Source organism: Bacillus sp. AK128, assembly GCF_053903075.1.
Map to the genome: position 1 here is coordinate 2,161,394 of NZ_CP096379.1, position 19,881 is coordinate 2,181,274.

The 19,881-nt window shown below is 39.0% G+C and carries 15 protein-coding genes and 3 rRNA genes; 14 read left to right on the forward strand and 4 right to left on the reverse strand.

Features of this window, described 5'->3' with window-relative positions:
• Positions 1-12 precede the first annotated feature (12 nt).
• From M1D60_RS10780 to M1D60_RS10790, 3 genes are all read right to left on the reverse strand, one after another.
• The gene (locus M1D60_RS10780; RefSeq protein ID WP_456279156.1) at positions 13-945 is read right to left on the reverse strand and encodes a 3'-5' exonuclease; all 933 of its coding nucleotides are present in this window, start codon (positions 943-945) and stop codon (positions 13-15) included.
• Positions 946-1,024: 79 nt separating this feature from the next.
• Complete coding sequence (locus M1D60_RS10785; RefSeq protein ID WP_456279157.1) at positions 1,025-2,149, reverse strand: CapA family protein; 1,125 nt, start codon at positions 2,147-2,149, stop codon at positions 1,025-1,027.
• Positions 2,150-2,454: 305 nt separating this feature from the next.
• On the reverse strand, positions 2,455-3,225 hold the full coding sequence (locus tag M1D60_RS10790; protein WP_456279158.1) for an alpha/beta fold hydrolase: 771 nt from the start codon (positions 3,223-3,225) through the stop codon (positions 2,455-2,457).
• A 393-nt stretch (positions 3,226-3,618) separates the two neighbouring features.
• Between M1D60_RS10790 and M1D60_RS10795 the strand changes: the two genes are divergently transcribed.
• Together M1D60_RS10795 and M1D60_RS10800 are read left to right on the forward strand one after the other, a co-directional pair.
• Positions 3,619-4,347: a CBS domain-containing protein gene (locus tag M1D60_RS10795; RefSeq protein ID WP_456279159.1), complete on the forward strand. Its 729-nt coding sequence runs from the start codon at positions 3,619-3,621 to the stop codon at positions 4,345-4,347.
• A gap of 24 nt (positions 4,348-4,371) precedes the next feature.
• A complete protein-coding gene (locus M1D60_RS10800) occupies positions 4,372-5,142 on the forward strand; it encodes a sporulation protein (protein ID WP_456279160.1) in 771 nt (256 codons plus the stop codon).
• 37 nt (positions 5,143-5,179) lie between these two features.
• Here the strand turns inward: M1D60_RS10800 and M1D60_RS10805 are convergent, their stop codons facing one another.
• Positions 5,180-5,527: a hypothetical protein gene (locus tag M1D60_RS10805; RefSeq protein WP_456279161.1), complete on the reverse strand. Its 348-nt coding sequence runs from the start codon at positions 5,525-5,527 to the stop codon at positions 5,180-5,182.
• Between the two features lie 158 nt (positions 5,528-5,685).
• Between M1D60_RS10805 and M1D60_RS10810 the strand changes: the two genes are divergently transcribed.
• The 12 genes from M1D60_RS10810 (at position 5,686) to M1D60_RS10865 (ending at position 19,873) form a co-directional block, all read left to right on the forward strand.
• Complete coding sequence (locus M1D60_RS10810; RefSeq protein ID WP_456279162.1) at positions 5,686-5,886, forward strand: hypothetical protein; 201 nt, start codon at positions 5,686-5,688, stop codon at positions 5,884-5,886.
• Between the two features lie 39 nt (positions 5,887-5,925).
• On the forward strand, positions 5,926-6,162 hold the full coding sequence (locus M1D60_RS10815) for an OsmC family protein (protein WP_456279413.1): 237 nt from the start codon (positions 5,926-5,928) through the stop codon (positions 6,160-6,162).
• A 160-nt stretch (positions 6,163-6,322) separates the two neighbouring features.
• Entirely contained in the window at positions 6,323-6,514 is a 192-nt protein-coding gene (locus M1D60_RS10820; protein WP_456279163.1) for a hypothetical protein, read from the forward strand.
• A gap of 105 nt (positions 6,515-6,619) precedes the next feature.
• Positions 6,620-9,136: a DEAD/DEAH box helicase gene (locus M1D60_RS10825; protein ID WP_456279164.1), complete on the forward strand. Its 2,517-nt coding sequence runs from the start codon at positions 6,620-6,622 to the stop codon at positions 9,134-9,136.
• Entirely contained in the window at positions 9,114-10,634 is a 1,521-nt protein-coding gene (dacB, locus tag M1D60_RS10830; protein WP_456279414.1) for a D-alanyl-D-alanine carboxypeptidase/D-alanyl-D-alanine endopeptidase, read from the forward strand. The genes M1D60_RS10825 and dacB overlap by 23 nt, the downstream gene beginning before the upstream one ends.
• Before the next feature lie 56 nt (positions 10,635-10,690).
• Positions 10,691-11,287, forward strand: a complete 597-nt coding sequence (locus M1D60_RS10835) for a polysaccharide deacetylase family protein (protein ID WP_456279165.1) — start codon at positions 10,691-10,693, stop codon at positions 11,285-11,287.
• Positions 11,288-11,300: 13 nt separating this feature from the next.
• On the forward strand, positions 11,301-11,591 hold the full coding sequence (locus tag M1D60_RS10840) for a putative quinol monooxygenase (protein ID WP_456279166.1): 291 nt from the start codon (positions 11,301-11,303) through the stop codon (positions 11,589-11,591).
• Positions 11,592-12,247: 656 nt separating this feature from the next.
• A 16S ribosomal RNA gene (locus M1D60_RS10845) occupies positions 12,248-13,787 on the forward strand.
• Between the two features lie 304 nt (positions 13,788-14,091).
• A 23S ribosomal RNA gene (locus tag M1D60_RS10850) occupies positions 14,092-17,016 on the forward strand.
• A gap of 65 nt (positions 17,017-17,081) precedes the next feature.
• Positions 17,082-17,197, forward strand: a 5S ribosomal RNA gene (gene rrf, locus M1D60_RS10855).
• The 16S, 23S and 5S rRNA genes sit together here, the layout of an rRNA operon.
• 792 nt (positions 17,198-17,989) lie before the next feature.
• A complete protein-coding gene (locus M1D60_RS10860) occupies positions 17,990-18,397 on the forward strand; it encodes an ATP-binding protein (RefSeq protein WP_456279167.1) in 408 nt (135 codons plus the stop codon).
• 9 nt (positions 18,398-18,406) lie between these two features.
• Complete coding sequence (locus M1D60_RS10865; RefSeq protein ID WP_456279168.1) at positions 18,407-19,873, forward strand: SpoIIE family protein phosphatase; 1,467 nt, start codon at positions 18,407-18,409, stop codon at positions 19,871-19,873.
• The last annotated feature ends 8 nt before the right edge of the window (positions 19,874-19,881 follow it).

The following is a 19,881-nucleotide window of genomic DNA, read 5'->3' on the forward strand; positions in this document are numbered from 1 at the left end:
ACAAATCTACCTTCATATTGTAGTTAGCCTTTTTAAATCTTGAATTGTTTGTTCATCCCATATGACGATTCGTGATGAATGCTGTAAATGCTCCTCATACGATTGAAGCAATTGCTGATACCATAATATAATTTCTTTTATATTTTTTCTGAGCTCAACTGAAAATAAACCAGACCTATTTGTACTAATATTTTGGTATTTTGCAACAACTTTTTTGACCTTTTTAATATATTTAAAACCGTCCTTTAACATCATATATTCACGATGTTCCTGAGATAACAGGCGTACATCCTTTTCAACCATTAGCTTAATTAATTTATTTAGATAGATGGGATCATCTGGAATGTCAGTACCCAATACATAATGGTTGAGCATGAGTAAGTCAGTTTGTTTTCTATCCGTTAGGAATGATTGGTAAATTCTAAAGGTATTGTATGCATCATACATAGGATGATGGGGCTCGCCAATAAATTCTAAGTCAAATAGTCGTAAAGCATTTTCTACAGAATAGGGGGTTTTTGAAACCCGCTTAGAAAAAACAGCTTGGAAGTCAATATAACGGTCTTCGATTTTCTTAAAGATTGAAGGTGGTAATTGATGTCTCACGGTATCATGCTGAAGCCTGGTTAAATCACTTTGAGACCATGAAAAAAATCGAGATTTTTTCATCCCATTTACCCATCTTAGAAATTCGTGTAGAACATCTACAAACGAATTGGCATTTACTAAGTCTTCATCCCTGATTCCAGTTAGGTTGGTACAAAAAGCGCTAAGTGGTTTAGAATGTATGGGTTTTATATAGCGATCAAAAAATTCGACTTCTTCTGTTTTACAATTATATTTAACCGCACCTAATCGTATTGCTTCCATATCTTCAAAAGGCATTCCTTGGTCCGAACATAGCATTTCAAAATCAAAGAATACAAATTGTTGAATCTCTGCCATACAATCTCCTCCTTTCTATCAAGGGAATTATAATGGAGATCATGCAAAAGAGATAGGGACAATATTTTCCTCAACGGTTTTATTTAGAGCTTTCATAAGCTACCCAAACAGGTTCACTAATTTGTGCTGAAAGTTTATAGATTTTTGACATGACTCGCTTAGCTTCCTCACCTTCTAGAGGAGTGGGTTGATAATTATTTCTGGCTGTTGTTGATGAAATTCTAAAAGGAACCACTTTAATTTCCTTTTCGTCAAGAAGGTCTCCATCCTCTAAGTGGAATGTTTGTTGAAACACAAACGTGTCTTTATCTGAAGGATTGCGATTTCCACCGAACATGAAATTACCTAAGCTATATACAATAAATTTTCCATTATGTTCTTCAATTCCTTGGACAACATGGGGATGGTGTCCAACAACTAAATCAGCCCCCATATCAATTGTAAAGCGGCCAATTGACTTTTGAACTGAATTTGGAACATAGCTTCTTTCTTCACCCCAGTGGAAATGAACAATGATTATTTTCGCTCCCTGTTCTCGTAAATGTTTCAGGTCCTGTTCAATGCTATTTCTCAATTCTGTTGTATCATTCCAACCGTTGTAGCCTAAAGCCCCAATCTTAACATCTTTAATGGTTGTTAGATAATGGTCACCGTTACCAAAATAACCGACATTATGAGCTTTGAGGTTTTCAACCGTATCCGTGTATCCTTTCTGTAGGTAATCATAAGTATGATTGTTTGCTAGATTCACTGCTTCTATGCTGCCAAGATTAAGAATCTTCGTGTATTCCGGATTGCCCTTAAATCTAAATTTTTTATCTGCTTTTTGATTAGAGTTGGTTAATGTCGTTTCAAGGTTTACAGATGTGAAGTCATCTTGACTAAAAAGTGAGCTAATGTTCTCGACAAAAAAGTTTAAACCATTTTGATCAGCTTCGTGGATAAACGTTTGGTTGTAACCAAAGCTCTCGTCACTTCCAATTGTAAAATCACCGGCAGCACTAAATGTAATTGTCTTTTTGACGGGTTTAGGGGGTGGTGTTCTCTCTGTAACTGCATAGTGAACAGTAGGTTGAGGAGTGACTTTCAGCTCTTCTTTAGGATCTTCGTCAATTGGATTCATCCCAGTAATGGTGATACTACTACATGATGATAAAACCAATAAACAGACTAATGATAAAAAGCTATATTTTACTATTTTCATAAATAGATCCTCCAATTAATATCCGGAATAAACTTCCAACAAAAGTAAATAAATGGATATTAATTGGTATAATACGTCGCGTTAATTTTGTTTACCTTCTTGGTGACAAAAGAAGTCAAAACATTCTAAAAACATACAAAAGACGCAGTTGATTTCGAGTTGGTTTTACAGGGAATCAAAACTAACTATTAATATCCATTACTTGTTTATTCCATGAAATAAATGGCTAGAACTTATTTAAGAACTTAATTGATTTGATTAAAAGAGTGAAAGGTGAAAACAAAAATGAGCTAAAAGAGTAAGTTTTACTCTTTTAGCTCATTTAAGAATTTAGTCACAATTTTATTCACTTCTTCAGGACGCCTTGTCGGTACCTGATGAGATTCACCTTTTACAATATGGATTTGGATATTGGAAAGCTGTTCTTTATATAACTTTTGATAAGTATTGATATGGTCTGCTTTACTTCCATAAAAAATGAGCACCGGCATTTTCATTTTGCTCACATCATTTTTACAATTGAATTGAAGAGATTCCTCATAATAGTCAGACCAGACCTTGCTGTTGGATTTAAGCATATGTTCTTTAAGAACTTTTCGGAAGTGTTTATCCTTTGTGTGACTAATGGCAAGTACAGTTGATAGAAACTTTTTACTTTTGTTTATGGCATAAATCCCAAGCTTGTGTTCAGTCTTGAACGTTACATTATCTACTATAGGGTAAGCTCCAGACATAATAATAGCTTCTACCCGATCTGAATAATGGATTCCAAGATATTGAGAAATGATTCCACCCGCTGAATAACCAAAAATAACCGCTTTGTCTATTTTTAAATCATCCATGAGTTGGATTATATCTTCGGCAAATCGTTTTACAGTAACTTGTGATTTTCTGTCATAGGAACTATCACCTTGTCCCATCAGGTCTGGCAAGATGAGTCTGTATTGGCTGGATAAAGGCCTCTGATAGTCAAATACTTTTCGACCCATACCAGGGGGATGGATAAATATAATCGGCTTGCCACTACCAACATCTTCATAAGCCATTTTTTCATTATTTATAGTCATAACCTTCATATGCTTTTCTCCTATTTTTGGCTACCTAAGACCCTAATCAAGAAGGCTCTGTGCATTTTTTAGCCTTTTCTTTTAGTTTTCACTCAAATGAATAGATATATGACTAAAGTGACATTTTTTTAGTAATTGGCTCTGTTAAAGTACAATGTTGATTTTTTTGCACATTTGATTGAAGTGGAAGGACGCGAGACTCCTGTGGGAGTAGCGTGACAGGTGAGACCCCACAGGCGCAGCCGAGAAGGCTCACCGCACGCCCCACGGAAAGCGAGTGTCCTGTAACGAAAATCAACAACGAGGTTTTAACACAGCCTAGTAATTAAAAAGGTTAGTAAACCAGTCAGAATCTTTTGTATAATAGGGGTAGTTAAAATTGCAAGTGTAAGGGGAATACATATGATTACATCAAGCAGTACCATTAAAAATGCAGAGCGATTTGAGGTGGCATTTAACCAAATTCACGAAGCGTTAAAACGAATAGTAAAAATAAACGATGATCGATTTGTTGTATTGGTAAGAGTTGGATCGAAACACCATCAAATTATTGATACATATAAAGATGACTTAGAGCAATATGCTAAGCTTAGAAATTCACTTGTCCATGATAAAATAAAGATTGGTTACTATATTGCTGAACCACATGAAAGCATTGTCGAGCATATTGAAAAAATAGCTACCATTTTTAATAGACCCAACCATGCGTTGTCAATTGCTACAAAGAAGGTTATATTTTTTCAGTATGAAGACAGTATTCTAAAGGTGATACAGGGAATCAAGAAGTTCTCTTACTCACAATATCCAGTATATAAAGGTAAGACATGTATGGGGCTATTAACGACCGAATCAATTGTAAAATGGATGGCGACAAATATTGTAAATAATAGTATATTGGAGTTATCAGATATAGTCGTAGCTGATATCATGCAATATGAAGAGCATCACCCCATTTTATTTGTTCCTAAATCAACGAATATATTTGAGATAGAAGAACATTTTGAAATGGCTCATAAACAAAAAGCAACTCTTGAGGCTGCTATTATTACCGAAAATGGTAATCGTGATGAAGCACCACTTGGCGTGATCACAGCTTGGGATTTAATTGAAATTGATTATACAGTTGATTGAAAATTAGAATGGGGGAACTGAATCATGTCTCTATTTAACAAAGTGTTAGCAAGTGTTGGGATTGGGGCTACTAAGGTTGATACGAAGATTCCTAGGGGTTCATACACGATTGGTGATGAAATCAATGGAGTTATTGAGATAACTGGTGGGAATGTTGAACAACCAATTGATGAGATTTATTTAACTTTAATGACTCAATACATAAAAAAGTCAGATGATAAGGAATATGCTCAAACTGCTGATATCGCGAGGTTTAAAGTAGTCGAGAAGTTTACCATTTTACCAAATGAGAAAAAAGAAATACCATTTTCCATATCATTACCTTTGAACACACCCGTGACACAGGGGAAGACAAGGGTTTGGATTCGAACAGGCTTAGACATTAAAAATGCAATTGATCCTAAGGACCAAGATTTTATTGAAGTGCTACCTCTACCTGTTATGAGTGCTGTTATGCGTTCTATACAAGAGCTAGGTTTTAGAACCCGTGAAATCGAGTGTCAACAAGCACCAAGACACTTAAGAGGATCACTGGAGTTTGTTCAAGAATTTGAATTTGTCCCAGTAAGTGGTGCATTTCGTGGTAGGCTAGATGAACTGGAGGTCGTATTTGTTCCGAGTTCAAAGTCTCAAATAGAACTTTTCCTTCAGATTGACCGAAAAGCAAGAGGATTAGGTAGTTTCCTTTCTGAAGCTTTAGAAATGGATGAAAGCAATGTTCGATTAACCATTTCTCAAGCAGATCTTCCTTCTTTGACGACAAAATTATCCGATGTAATCAAGAGATATGCATAAACAAAAAAGGCTCATCCTTGCAGATGAGCTTTTTTTATTATTTGTTGTCTGTTTCATTTTTTATCGTCTTTAGTGCTGCCTCTGCATCAAAGCCGGAAAATTCGTCTCCAAATTCTATATTTGCAAGGTTGATTTTTGGTTCGAAGCTTGATGAAAACTTATCTTGAGCTTGACCTTTAACCTTTTGAAACAGATCCTTCGTTGTATCCACCACTTGTGTACTGTTTGTTCTTTTCGTTAACATGCCAATCACGGTACCAATTAGTATATAAGCCACAATAGACCAACCGGAACGTTGCTTTCGTCTTTTTGAAAATATATTTAACAAGTTATTCATTTTATCGCTATTTGCTAAAAGGGGAATTATGGTGTTTAACATATTCATTCAAATTTCCTCCTTACTTAAAAAGTATTGGTTCTTGAATAGCTTGTTGGAAAATGTGTTTTTTTATGTAGGTAATTGATGTCATCAAAAGGTTCTTAGAAGGGATTTTATCAATTAAGTAAGAATATAATGTATACAAGCCACATCCAAAAAGGAGAATGTATTTGACTAACCCAATTGAATTAACAAGGATAACTATTACGCAAGAGAAACCACCTCATCGATTAGCCTATATTGGTAAATTTGAACAGCCTATCGATTATGGAGTTCACGGTGGGGTGCAGGAGTTTTATGGATATAAGCCTGAAACCGAGATGCCATCTACTCTTGACCATATTGTTGCTGCAGCTGGTGGCTGACTAACTGGAACATTATCTGGCGCGCTGGCAGCGCGTAAAATTCCTCCTTATCCCAATAAGGTAAAAACTCAAGTTGTTGGAACGATTGAAGCTCCTGAAGGTGTGTTGAAAATCACCAAAATAACATGCCATTATGAAGTAAAGGTACCGTTTGGTAAGAAGGACGCGGCTGAAAGAGCTTTACAGGTGTTTGAAGCAGGCTGTCCTGTCGCACAAACACTTAAAGGATGTGTAGAATTTGTACACTCTTGGGAAATAGAAGAATACGATCAGTAGGAACCTCACTTTGGTGGGGTTTTAATTTTTTTAGAAATAGCATATTAAAAATATATAATTAGATTAACTTGGAAATTAGATGCTTATTCAATATAATAGCATTAAGTAGCAAGTTGCTAGCAAAATGATAAGTGTTTGATAGAGAGGGAGTAAAAACTACATGAGTAATGAAGAACGGATTCAATTAAATGTTAGAATTTCGATGGAAACATCGCAAAAATTGGATGAAATAGTAGACTATTATCAGCAAAACTTGAAGCTCGGTCGAATTTATAAGGGAGATGTTCTGACTGACATTATTGAAAAATCGTATGAGATCATGAATAAGCAAAAACAATCGAATAAACGATAATAAATGTATTGTTCGTAAGAAATTATTGACCTGAGTTAAGTTTTTCTAATAAAAAAGCAAAATATAAGTAAAATAATTAAAACTAATAAAATAGGAGTTAGGCTTGTGACAAACCTCCAGTCTCTATACAGTAGAGCTATTCAACAAACAAAAGAAAAGATATATGAGGATTTGGATCGTTATCTAGAACAATTTGAAACGGTGCCTACTTATCAACAATATTTAAGAGAACGTGAACAATATATCATCCAAATTTGGCCAAATGTGTGGTTAAATACTGCATCGAGTCACGCCTCTTTAAAAGATAAAAAAACATATCTAACCAACTATAAAGAATATGACATAGAAAATATTAATAGGAAACAGATCAATCAGTTATTTCGAACAGAAATAAGAGAGTATGATCCATTTGATGCTATTACTTGGCTTAATCAGGTTTTTGAAGAGAACGAAGAGGTTTGGCAGAAACGGTATCAACATGTAAGAAGTGCTTTTATCAAAAAAGAACGAAGACGGAAAGAATTAGAGTCGAAAAAGCATATCAAGTTTACTCTTGAAAAAGAAGTCGAAGATTTACTGAGTGAAAACTATTTAGAACTGTACGTTAATATCCGTTATTTTATTGCTAGGAAAATCAAGATGGATCTTTCTAAGAATGGGTTGATCTTGGATTCTCCGTTTACAACTCTCCATACGTATTTATTTGATTCCATGAATGAATTTTCTGTACAAAACCCCTATCAGTTTGATGAATTTGACGAAGAAGATAAATATAGGGCATTAGTGTTTGATTATATAGTAAATAATGCTCCTAGCTATGTTCTTCCACTTCTGTCGATGGAGATCCAAGATTCTTATCGTACTGTTTTTGAAATAGAGTTATCCCATACAGTATTAAAGGAACAGGTTGCTGAGTCCTTTAATGACTTAAGTAACGAAATGGTCGATGACTTATTGGATGAGTATGTTGAAGACCTTATTAAAATTGAACAGATTCCGTTTGATTATAAAACTCATAGTGAACTTCTACTAAAGGATTTAGAAGACCGAGAAAGTAAAATGTTGAAAGAGCAGGAAGAAATCGAACGCCAAAAAGAAGAAGAAGCTAGAATGCTTCATGATATATTTGGACGTGTTTATAATTCTTCTATTAACCCAGATATTCGTTACATCCTTCACATTGGTGAAACGAATACAGGGAAAACCTTCCAAGCGCTACAAAGAATGATTCAAGCAAATAGCGGTTTATACTTGGCACCACTCAGGCTCCTGGCTCTAGAAGTATACGATAAATTAAATGCAGAGGGAGTTAATTGCTCTTTAAAAACAGGGGAAGAAGAGAAGATTATTAAAGGAGCTCACCATATATCATGCACGGTGGAGATGTTCCATGAGAAAGATTATTATGAAGTTGTAGTCATTGACGAATCTCAAATGATTGCCGATAAAGATCGAGGCTTCTCTTGGTATAAAGCTATTACAAAGGCCAATGCAAAGGAAGTTCATATAATTGGCAGTTATAGTATGAGTCAGATCATTTTACAAATAATCGGAGAGTCTAATGTAACTGTTCATGAATATTCAAGGGACACCCCTCTAAAGGTTGAAGAACAGGAATTTAAGTTAAAACAGACAAGGAAAGGAGATGCACTTGTTTGTTTCTCAAGAAAAAGAGTTCTTGAGACGGCATCTCAGCTACAGAAGGATGGAAAAAAAGTAAGCATGATTTATGGAAGTATGCCCCCTGAGACAAGAAGGAAGCAAATTCAATTGTTTATTGAGGGGACTCATACCGTTATTGTCGCAACAGATGCAATTGGGATGGGCTTAAACTTACCTATACGAAGAATTGTCTTTCTAGAAAATGAGAAGTTTGATGGTATAAGTCGCCGTAGATTAACTTCTCAAGAAGTCAAACAAATCGCAGGACGTGCAGGTCGGAAAGGTTTGTATGAAATAGGGAGAGTAGCTTTTTCACAAGATATTCAACTAATGTCCCGATTACTTGAACAAGAAGATGAGCCTATACACACCTTTGCCATTGCTCCCACATCAGAAGTGTTTGAGCGATTTCAAAAGTATTCACGGAATTTAGGTGACTTTTTTTATTTGTGGGATACCTATGAAAGCCCTGAAGGAACAAAAAAGGCCACGCTTATAGAAGAGCGGGAGTTATATGAACTAGTACGGGGTACAATGGTGGAGGCAAGGTTATCCTTACAGGATCTCTACAGTTTTTTACATTTACCTTTTTCATCTTACGAGCCAATCTTAACCAAACAATGGCGTGATAAGTTGATGTCAGTTGTGGAAGGCACTGAACTACCAGAACCCCTTATCAAATTTGATAACTTGGAGGAATTAGAGTTATCTTACAAAGCGGTTGGGCTTCATCTTTTATTTCTATACCGTTTAGAAATGAGGACTGAAACTTCTTATTGGGAGAAAATTAGGGCAGAAATCAGTGATAAGATTCATGAAATTTTAAAAACAGATGTTCAAATTAAACAACGTAAATGCAAGAGATGTGGTGAGGATCTTCCACCTAAGTTTTCTTTTCAAATTTGTGATAAATGCCATCATAAACGCTTTGAACGATATAGAGTATACGGACGTAAATAGTCTATTAAAGAAAAGGAGAGACACCAAGATTATCATTAGAATATTAATCATCGTTTTATTACTTTTCGGTTCTAGTCTAGAGATTACTTATCAAAGTGGATTTGCTCAGGAAAACTTCGATATAACGAGTCAAAAATTAGACCAGTTGTTACTTTCCGAACCTTCGTTAAAGGGTGCCGTTGCTAGTATCAGTATAAGGTCTGCTTCTACTGGTCAGCAAATCTATGACCATAATGGGGAAATTAGACTAAAGCCTGCATCTAATCTAAAACTACTAACCGCAGCGGCAGCCTTATCCGTATTAGGTGAGAAGCATAAGTTTGGAACTGAACTACTAATCGATGGTAAGGTAGAAGCGGGAGTGCTAAAAGGAGATTTATACTTTAAAGGTAAAGGCGATCCTACTTTAATGGTGTCTGACCTAGAAGAAATGGTAAAGGAGCTTAAAAGTAAAGGTATTACAAAAATAAGCGGGGCTCTTATTGGGGACGACACTTGGTTTGATAACGAAAGGCTGTCGATAGATTTACCGTGGAGTGATGAAACGACCTACTACGGTGCACAAGTCTCTGCGATTACTTTATCACCTAATGATGACTATGACGCTGGTACAGTCATTGTTGAAATAAAGCCTAACCCTACTGAAGGTAAGCCGCCAATTGTAGAAATAACCCCGCAAACAAATTATATGAAGATTGTAAATAGCGCCGTTACTGTAAAAGCAAAGGATACTAGGGATCTAACAATAGAACGAATGCATGGAGAAAATACGATTGTGATATCTGGTAAAATCCCTCAACATGGCGCAAGAGTGAAAGAATGGGTATCTGTATGGGAACCAACAACATATACTTTAACTCTATTTAAACAAGTTTTAAACGCGAACGGAATTGTTGTTGATGGTCCTATTTTAGTTAATGAAACTCCAACACATGCAGAAAAACTAATCACTCATTCTTCAATGGAGCTATCGGAGTTACTCATTCCTTTTTTAAAATTCAGTAACAATGGTCATGGTGAAGCATTAGTTAAGGAAATGGGGAAAGTGGTAAAAGGCGAAGGAAGCTGGGAAAAAGGACTTGAGGCGATGCTTGAGGAGCTTGAAAAATGGGGAGTAAATACATCTACCATGCTCTTAAGGGATGGTTCAGGGATCTCACATGTCAATTTGATTACAGCCAGTCAATTATCAAAGCTCTTATTTATGATTCAAAAAGAGGAATGGTATAATTCATACTTGAATGCCCTACCACTAGCTGCCTCGAGTGATCGGCTATTAGCAGGAACCCTATTACATAGGATGACTAATGTATCTGAACAAGCAGTTGTTAGAGCTAAAACTGGTACACTTACAACGGTGAGCTCACTATCGGGTTATCTAACAACGAGAAATGGAGAATCTCTAATCTTTAGCGTCCTTCTCAATAATTTACTTGATGAAGATGATGGTAAAAGAATAGAGGATCAAATCGTAGAGATCATAGCGAATAACAGTTAATGTACATGGGAGACGATACGATGATAAATAATCCATGAGTAGTAAAGGAAGAGATCGTGTACGATCTAGGAGACAAGCGTTGGCTTACTAATTTAAATCAGATAAAACCTATTGGTAAAAAAGTAATGTTGACCTTTGATGATGGTCCGGGCAGACACTTACCTTCTATATTAGATGTGCTGCAGGAGAAGAACGTGAAAGCTCTCTTCTTTTGGCATTCCAGACTCTTATATAATGAGCGGCCATGGAAACGAGTAGTAGAAGATGGACATAAGATCGGTTCACATGCTGCTAATCATAAAAATTTGACTACCTTATCAAAAGAAAGACAATACATGAACATAAAGACTAGTGTTGATAAGCTAGAACAAACAATCGGACAGAAGGTACATTATTTTAGACCACCGTTTGGTCAATATAATGAAGAAACGATGAAAATCATTGAAGCATTAAACTTAACACCAGTCATGTGGGACATAACTTCCTACGATTGGAACCATAAAACCAATCCTACCTGTATTAAAACGAATGTGATTGATTATTTAAAAGAGGGCTCAATCATTTTACTTCATGAACTCCAACAGACAGCAGTGGTTTTACCTGAGTTAATTGACGAGATTAGAAATAAAGGTTTTGAGTTTGACGTATTATAAGGAGGAATCTAACATGATTATTATTCATGCGCATATTTTCGTAAAGGCTGAACACCGTGAAGGTTTTTTAAACGATGTCATTAATTTGGTTCAACAATCCCAAGCTGAGGAAGGAAACATAAGCTATCAACTTTATGAAGATACCTCAAAGGCTAATAAATTTGTCATGTTAGAAGAATGGAAAGATGCTGAGGCTGTAAACTTCCATTTCAATACACCTCATTTTAAAGAGTTTGGGAAAATGGCAGAACAATATTTCCAAGAGCCCCCACGAGTAAATAAGTACGAGGCGACAAGCCAATAACCGTTATAGTTTAAGAATAAAGAAAGAAGCTGTGAAACTGTGGAACAATTACAGATTTAATAAATTTTGATAAAACATAGATCAACCAGTTGAAAGTGCTTGGGTTTTTACTCAAGCATTTTTGTTTTACACCAGCAATGTTAAAAGAAGACTTAGATAGTAAAATGGAAAAAAGTTCATCTTGAATGATTTTTATGAAACGTGGTATATTAGTTGTCCGGCTCACGAGAGTGAAAAGGAATTAAGAAATAAAGTTAAATGGAAATAAATTCATCTTGAATTGATTCTATGAAACATGGTATATTGGATGTCCGGCTCACAAGAGTGTGAAAAGGATTAAGAGATATACAGTTAAATGGAAGAAAGTTCACCTTGACTTGATTCTATGAAACATGATATATTGATTGTCCGCTCAAAAAAAATGATTGAAGAAAATGAGTGATCACAGTTAATTGGAAAAAAGTTCACATTGAATGTAATCTAGTAAACGTGATATACTAATTATCCGCTCAACATTAAGAGCTATGAGTTCTTTGAAAACTAAACAAAACGTCAAGCGTGTTGGTATTCTATTAAATACCAACGACAATATTTAAATGAAGGTTATTTTCGCTAACGCGAAAAAACCTAGCCGGTGTAATGAGCAATCAAACACTTTATTGGAGAGTTTGATCCTGGCTCAGGACGAACGCTGGCGGCGTGCCTAATACATGCAAGTCGAGCGAATCTCTTCGGAGATTAGCGGCGGACGGGTGAGTAACACGTGGGCAACCTGCCTGTAAGACTGGGATAACTTCGGGAAACCGGAGCTAATACCGGATAATTTCAGACACCTCCTGGTGACTGAATAAAAGATGGCTTTTAGCTATCACTTACAGATGGGCCCGCGGCGCATTAGCTAGTTGGTGAGGTAACGGCTCACCAAGGCGACGATGCGTAGCCGACCTGAGAGGGTGATCGGCCACACTGGGACTGAGACACGGCCCAGACTCCTACGGGAGGCAGCAGTAGGGAATCTTCCGCAATGGACGAAAGTCTGACGGAGCAACGCCGCGTGAGCGATGAAGGCCTTCGGGTCGTAAAGCTCTGTTGTTAGGGAAGAACAAGTATCGTTCGAATAGGGCGGTACCTTGACGGTACCTAACCAGAAAGCCACGGCTAACTACGTGCCAGCAGCCGCGGTAATACGTAGGTGGCAAGCGTTGTCCGGAATTATTGGGCGTAAAGCGCGCGCAGGCGGTCCTTTAAGTCTGATGTGAAAGCCCACGGCTCAACCGTGGAGGGTCATTGGAAACTGGGGGACTTGAGTACAGAAGAGGAAAGTGGAATTCCACGTGTAGCGGTGAAATGCGTAGAGATGTGGAGGAACACCAGTGGCGAAGGCGACTTTCTGGTCTGTAACTGACGCTGAGGCGCGAAAGCGTGGGGAGCAAACAGGATTAGATACCCTGGTAGTCCACGCCGTAAACGATGAGTGCTAAGTGTTAGAGGGTTTCCGCCCTTTAGTGCTGAAGTTAACGCATTAAGCACTCCGCCTGGGGAGTACGGTCGCAAGACTGAAACTCAAAGGAATTGACGGGGGCCCGCACAAGCGGTGGAGCATGTGGTTTAATTCGAAGCAACGCGAAGAACCTTACCAGGTCTTGACATCCCTTTGACCTTCCTAGAGATAGGAATTTCCCTTCGGGGACAAAGGTGACAGGTGGTGCATGGTTGTCGTCAGCTCGTGTCGTGAGATGTTGGGTTAAGTCCCGCAACGAGCGCAACCCTTGATTTTAGTTGCCAGCATTCAGTTGGGCACTCTAAGGTGACTGCCGGTGACAAACCGGAGGAAGGTGGGGATGACGTCAAATCATCATGCCCCTTATGACCTGGGCTACACACGTGCTACAATGGATGGTACAAAGGGCAGCAAAACCGCGAGGTTGAGCAAATCCCATAAAACCATTCTCAGTTCGGATTGCAGGCTGCAACTCGCCTGCATGAAGCCGGAATCGCTAGTAATCGCGGATCAGCATGCCGCGGTGAATACGTTCCCGGGCCTTGTACACACCGCCCGTCACACCACGAGAGTTTGTAACACCCGAAGTCGGTGAGGTAACCTTAGGGAGCCAGCCGCCGAAGGTGGGACAGATGATTGGGGTGAAGTCGTAACAAGGTAGCCGTATCGGAAGGTGCGGCTGGATCACCTCCTTTCTAAGGATAAGTGGAAACTTTCGTTTCCATAAAATAGCGCTTGAACGTTTTGTTTAGTTTTGAGAGAATCATCTCTCAGTTAGATAATGAAACTTTTTGCTAACGCAAAAACTCATTATTTAACCTTGCGCTTGCGTCTGCAAGATTAATCAATGATGATTGATTCCTCAGCGCATGGCAGCATGAAGTAATGCTACGAAGTTCATTCATGATGTGATTGAAGTCAGTAGCCATGTTCCTTGAAAACTAGATAATAATTCGTATGTAAGAAAGTCAAGAAATTGATCGAATGATCTTTAACAACGGTTAAGTTGTTAAGGGCGCACGGTGGATGCCTTGGCACTAGGAGCCGATGAAGGACGTGACTAACAACGATATGCTTCGGGGAGCTGTAAGTAAGCTTTGATCCGGAGATTTCCGAATGGGGGAACCCACTGCTCGTAATGGAGTAGTATCTTCACCTGAATACATAGGGTGATGATGGCAGACCCGGGGAACTGAAACATCTTAGTACCCGGAGGAAGAGAAAGCAATTCGCGATTTCCTGAGTAGCGGCGAGCGAAACGGAAGAAGCCCAAACCAAGAGGCTTGCCTCTTGGGGTTGTAGGACACTCAACATGGAGTTACAAAGGAACGAGGTAAGTGAAGCGGTCTGGAAAGGCCAGCCATAGAAGGTAACAGCCCTGTAGCTGAAACTTCGTTCCCTCCTGAGTGGATCCTGAGTACGGCGGGACACGAGAAATCCCGTCGGAAGCAGGGAGGACCATCTCCCAAGGCTAAATACTCCCTAGTGACCGATAGTGAACCAGTACCGTGAGGGAAAGGTGAAAAGCACCCCGGAAGGGGAGTGAAACAGATCCTGAAACCGTGTGCCTACAAGTAGTCAGAGCTCGTTAACGAGTGATGGCGTGCCTTTTGTAGAATGAACCGGCGAGTTACGATCCCGTGCAAGGTTAAGTTGAGAAGACGGAGCCGCAGCGAAAGCGAGTCTGAATAGGGCGATTGAGTACGTGGTCGTAGACCCGAAACCAGGTGATCTACCCATGTCCAGGGTGAAGTTCAGGTAACACTGAATGGAGGCCCGAACCCACGCACGTTGAAAAGTGCGGGGATGAGGTGTGGGTAGCGGAGAAATTCCAATCGAACCTGGAGATAGCTGGTTCTCTCCGAAATAGCTTTAGGGCTAGCCTCGAGTTTGAGAGTCTTGGAGGTAGAGCACTGATTGGACTAGGGGCCCTCATCGGGTTACCGAATTCAGTCAAACTCCGAATGCCAAAGACTTATACTCGGGAGTCAGACTGCGAGTGATAAGATCCGTAGTCGAAAGGGAAACAGCCCAGACCACCAGCTAAGGTCCCAAAGTATACGTTAAGTGGAAAAGGATGTGGAGTTGCCCAGACAACCAGGATGTTGGCTTAGAAGCAGCCACCATTTAAAGAGTGCGTAATAGCTCACTGGTCGAGTGACTCTGCGCCGAAAATGTACCGGGGCTAAACGTATCACCGAAGCTGTGGAATGTCTAACGACATTGGTAGGAGAGCGTTCTAAGGGCGTTGAAGCTAGACCGTAAGGACTGGTGGAGCGCTTAGAAGTGAGAATGCCGGTATGAGTAGCGAAAGACAAGTGAGAATCTTGTCCACCGAATGCCTAAGGTTTCCTGAGGAAGGCTCGTCCGCTCAGGGTTAGTCAGGACCTAAGCCGAGGCCGAAAGGCGTAGGCGATGGACAACAGGTTGATATTCCTGTACCACCTCCTCACCGTTTGAGCAATGGGGGGACGCAGGAGGATAGAGAATCGCGCGATTGGAAGTGCGCGTCCAAGCAGTTAGGCTGGTAAGTAGGCAAATCCGCTTACCATAAAGGCTGAGCTGTGATGGCGAGGGAAATATAGTACCGAAGTTCTTGATTCCACACTGCCAAGAAAAGCCTCTAGCGAGGTGAGAGGTGCCTGTACCGCAAACCGACACAGGTAGGCGAGGAGAGAATCCTAAGGTGATCGAGAGAACTCTCGTTAAGGAACTCGGCAAAATGACCCCGTAACTTCGGGAGAAGGGGTGCTCTGGTAGGGTGAAAGCCCGAGAGAGCCGCAGTGAAAAGGCCCAAGCGACTGTTTAGCAAAAACACAGGTCTCTGCGAAGCCGCAAGGCGAAGTATAGGGGCTGACACCTGCCCGGTGCTGGAAGGTTAAGAGGAGAGGTTAGCGTAAGCGAAGCTTTGAATTGAAGCCCCAGTAAACGGCGGCCGTAACTATAACGGTCCTAAGGTAGCGAAATTCCTTGTCAGGTAAGTTCTGACCCGCACGAAAGGTGTAACGATTTGGGCACTGTCTCAACGAGAGACTCGGTGAAATTATAGTACCTGTGAAGATGCAGGTTACCCGCGACAGGACGGAAAGACCCCGTGGAGCTTTACTGTAGCCTGATATTGAATTTTGGTACAGCTTGTACAGGATAGGTAGGAGCCTGAGAAGCCGGAGCGCCAGCTTCGGTGGAGGCGTCGGTGGGATACTACCCTGGCTGTATTGAAATTCTAACCCGCAGTCGTAACCCGGCTGGGAGACAGTGTCAGGTGGGCAGTTTGACTGGGGCGGTCGCCTCCTAAAATGTAACGGAGGCGCCCAAAGGTTCCCTCAGAATGGTTGGAAATCATTCGTAGAGTGTAAAGGCACAAGGGAGCTTGACTGCGAGACCTACAAGTCGAGCAGGGACGAAAGTCGGGCTTAGTGATCCGGTGGTTCCGCATGGAAGGGCCATCGCTCAACGGATAAAAGCTACCCCGGGGATAACAGGCTTATCTCCCCCAAGAGTCCACATCGACGGGGAGGTTTGGCACCTCGATGTCGGCTCATCGCATCCTGGGGCTGTAGTCGGTCCCAAGGGTTGGGCTGTTCGCCCATTAAAGCGGTACGCGAGCTGGGTTCAGAACGTCGTGAGACAGTTCGGTCCCTATCCGTCGTAGGCGTAGGAAATTTGAGAGGAGCTGTCCTTAGTACGAGAGGACCGGGATGGACACACCGCTGGTGTACCAGTTGTTCTGCCAAGGGCATCGCTGGGTAGCTATGTGTGGACGGGATAAGTGCTGAAAGCATCTAAGCATGAAGCCCCCCTCAAGATGAGATTTCCCATTCTTTGAAGTAAGACCCCTGAAAGACGATCAGGTTGATAGGTCTGAGGTGGAAGCGTGGCGACACGTGGAGCTGACAGATACTAATAGGTCGAGGACTTAACCATATTTAAACGACATTCTTGCATACGATATTATCTAGTTTTGAGGGAATAATTTTAATCCCTTATTGTCTGGTGATGATGGCGAAGAGGATACACCCGTTCCCATTCCGAACACGGAAGTTAAGCTCTTCAGCGCCGATGGTAGTTGGGGCATTGCCCCTGTGAGAGTAGGACGTCGCCAAGCAAAGAGAAAAAGCGTAGCTATTGCAGCTACGCTTTTTTGTTGCCAATTTTAAAATAAATTACTTGCAAATATGTAATAATATGTAAATATCGTTTTTAAGTCTGCCATTTACTATATAAAACATAAAGATCGTTGATAAGCTATATAGTTTGGTTGATACTTTTGGAAAGTCAGATTATGTAGATTCAATTGGTTTCTGCGGAATTATTATAAGAAATCGTGAAATAAATGAAAAAATCGCGGAAATAAGATAGATTTTCATGGAATTAACTTAAAAACTACGGAATTAGATGTATTTTTCGTGGAATTATCTTAAATCTAAAGAATTAGATTCATGTGTTCGTCATGGATTAGCCTTTGTATCAGCTGTTTATAGTAACATGCTTTATCTATAGTGATCTTATAGGGAAAAAAACTAAATTAAAACTCTAAAATTTGTTATTTATGTCATGTCTTATCATGTACGTTACATACCAACAGGCTAGATCTCAAGCACCAATGGTAGTTGGGACATTTCCCCTGTAAGAGTGGGATGTCGCCAAGCCAAGTAATTTGCCACAAGTGCAGCTACTGTAGCTGCGCTTTTTTTATAAAAAAGCAATCGAAGTAATGAATTATTTAATCTTAGGAAACCTGTGAGCAATAAAAGGAGCAAGAATGATTTGTACATAAAATGAGAGAAGAGTAGCGTATGAATTCAAATATTTAATGGCTCATCTTATATAAAATTCACATATATTAAAGCTGCTAGCAGATACTAGTAAAAAAGTCGAAAAAAACGGTGACTCATATATGAATGTAACCTATACCTTTTCAACCTATAATGAATTTCAATCGATTTTATTAAATGTGGAAGATTTTTTATCTAGATATGCTAGTGAAAAGAAGAATTACGCTATGTTTTCAATTGTTGAGGCAGTTAATAATGTCTTTGAGCATAGCCATCGACCTGAACATAGTCTAAACATCACCTTATCTTTGACCTCTAAAGAGAATTGTTTAATTATTGAGAGTAGTCATAATGGGATTGAATTTAATTTTAAAAATAAGCTTGAAAAAATAGGTGATCCTGATACGTATTTTCAAGATCATTTAAGTTCCTTACGAGGAAGAGGAATTGCGATTATGAAGAAATGTGCGGATCAACTTCAATATTTTGATAATGGCAGGAAAATTATGCTAAAGTTTCAACTTAAATAGGTGGATATCATGATATTTAAACATATGGAAATTTTAGAAGAGTTAATTGAACATGCTCCCGATTTAATCATGATTTTAAATACAAAAGGTGAATATGTTTATGTCAACAATACACTTGTTCAAACCTTTGGACGTCCAAAGGAAGCTTATTTAGGTAACCATTTTACTAAAGTAAATAGGCTCACCCCTGATTCATTGGACTATTGCATCAATATTTTTCCTGAAATTATAGATGGAAAGACAAGAGTGATAAAAATAAGAGCTCTAAACATTTATGAAAAAGAAATAACCTTGAGTGTTAACTGTAAAATGATTCACTCGAATGGGCAGTCTTTCCTGTATCTAATCCTGCGTGATAGTACAGAGGAATATATTTGGGAGATTGAAAAGGGAGAGTTGTTAGAATATAACGATTTACTTGGTTTTACTATGAATCAGATTGGTGTTGGAATTCTTATCACTGACCCTAAGCTAGATGATAACCCGATTATTTATGTAAATGAAGGGTTTAAACTCATGACTGGTTATTCAGAAGATGAAGTTATTGGAAGAAATTGCAGGATTCTTCAGGGGCCTAAATCAAATCAGGAAACTGTAAGTAGAATGAGGAAAGGCATTAATCAAAAGACTCTAGTTCATGAAGAGCTGGTTAATTACCGGAAGGATCAATCTACTTTTTGGAATGAACTTACAATTAGTCCTGTTTTTTCAAAAAATGGTGAAGTAGAATATTTTATTGGAGTTCAGCAAGATGTAACGGCCAGGAAGACGTTGGAACTTGATTTACAATACGACTTAAAGTTAGCAAAAAATCTACAACAGGTATTATTAAGTAAGCCTTTAAAGGAAAAGGAAATACATCTTATTGGATATTATAGGCCTTCTCAAGAATTAGGCGGAGACTTTTATAAATATGAACAGATTCAAGATGGGCTATATATTGTTTTTATTATCGATGTAATGGGACATGGCATCACTTCATCTTTACTAACAATGTCAATACATACTGAAATAAGTTCTATATTGAATAGAAAAATACATAAGCCTGATGAAATTTTGAAGCTCTTAAATAAACATATATTGCAAATGTTTTCAGATGAAGCCAATCCTGATTTACTTAAGTATTATTTTACCTGTGTTTGTCTTTTGATTAATACCAAGGATAAAAAGATTGAATTTGTTAACGCAGGGCATCCTGATTTTATTCTTGTCAAAAATGGAAAACCCGCATTTTACTCTTCGACTACCATTCCAGTTGGCTTATTAGAGGATGCATCTTTTAAAGTAGACGAAATAGATTATGAACCAGGTACAGAAATATTATTATACACGGATGGCCTATTAGAACATTCTCATTTACAGAAAGAAGATGTAGGATTTAAGCTCATTAGTGGTAATCTTGGAGAGTTGTTTGATGATCTTCAAGATCAAATGCCAGAAGATGATATTTGTATCATTCATATTGATTTAAAATAAGGAAGGTT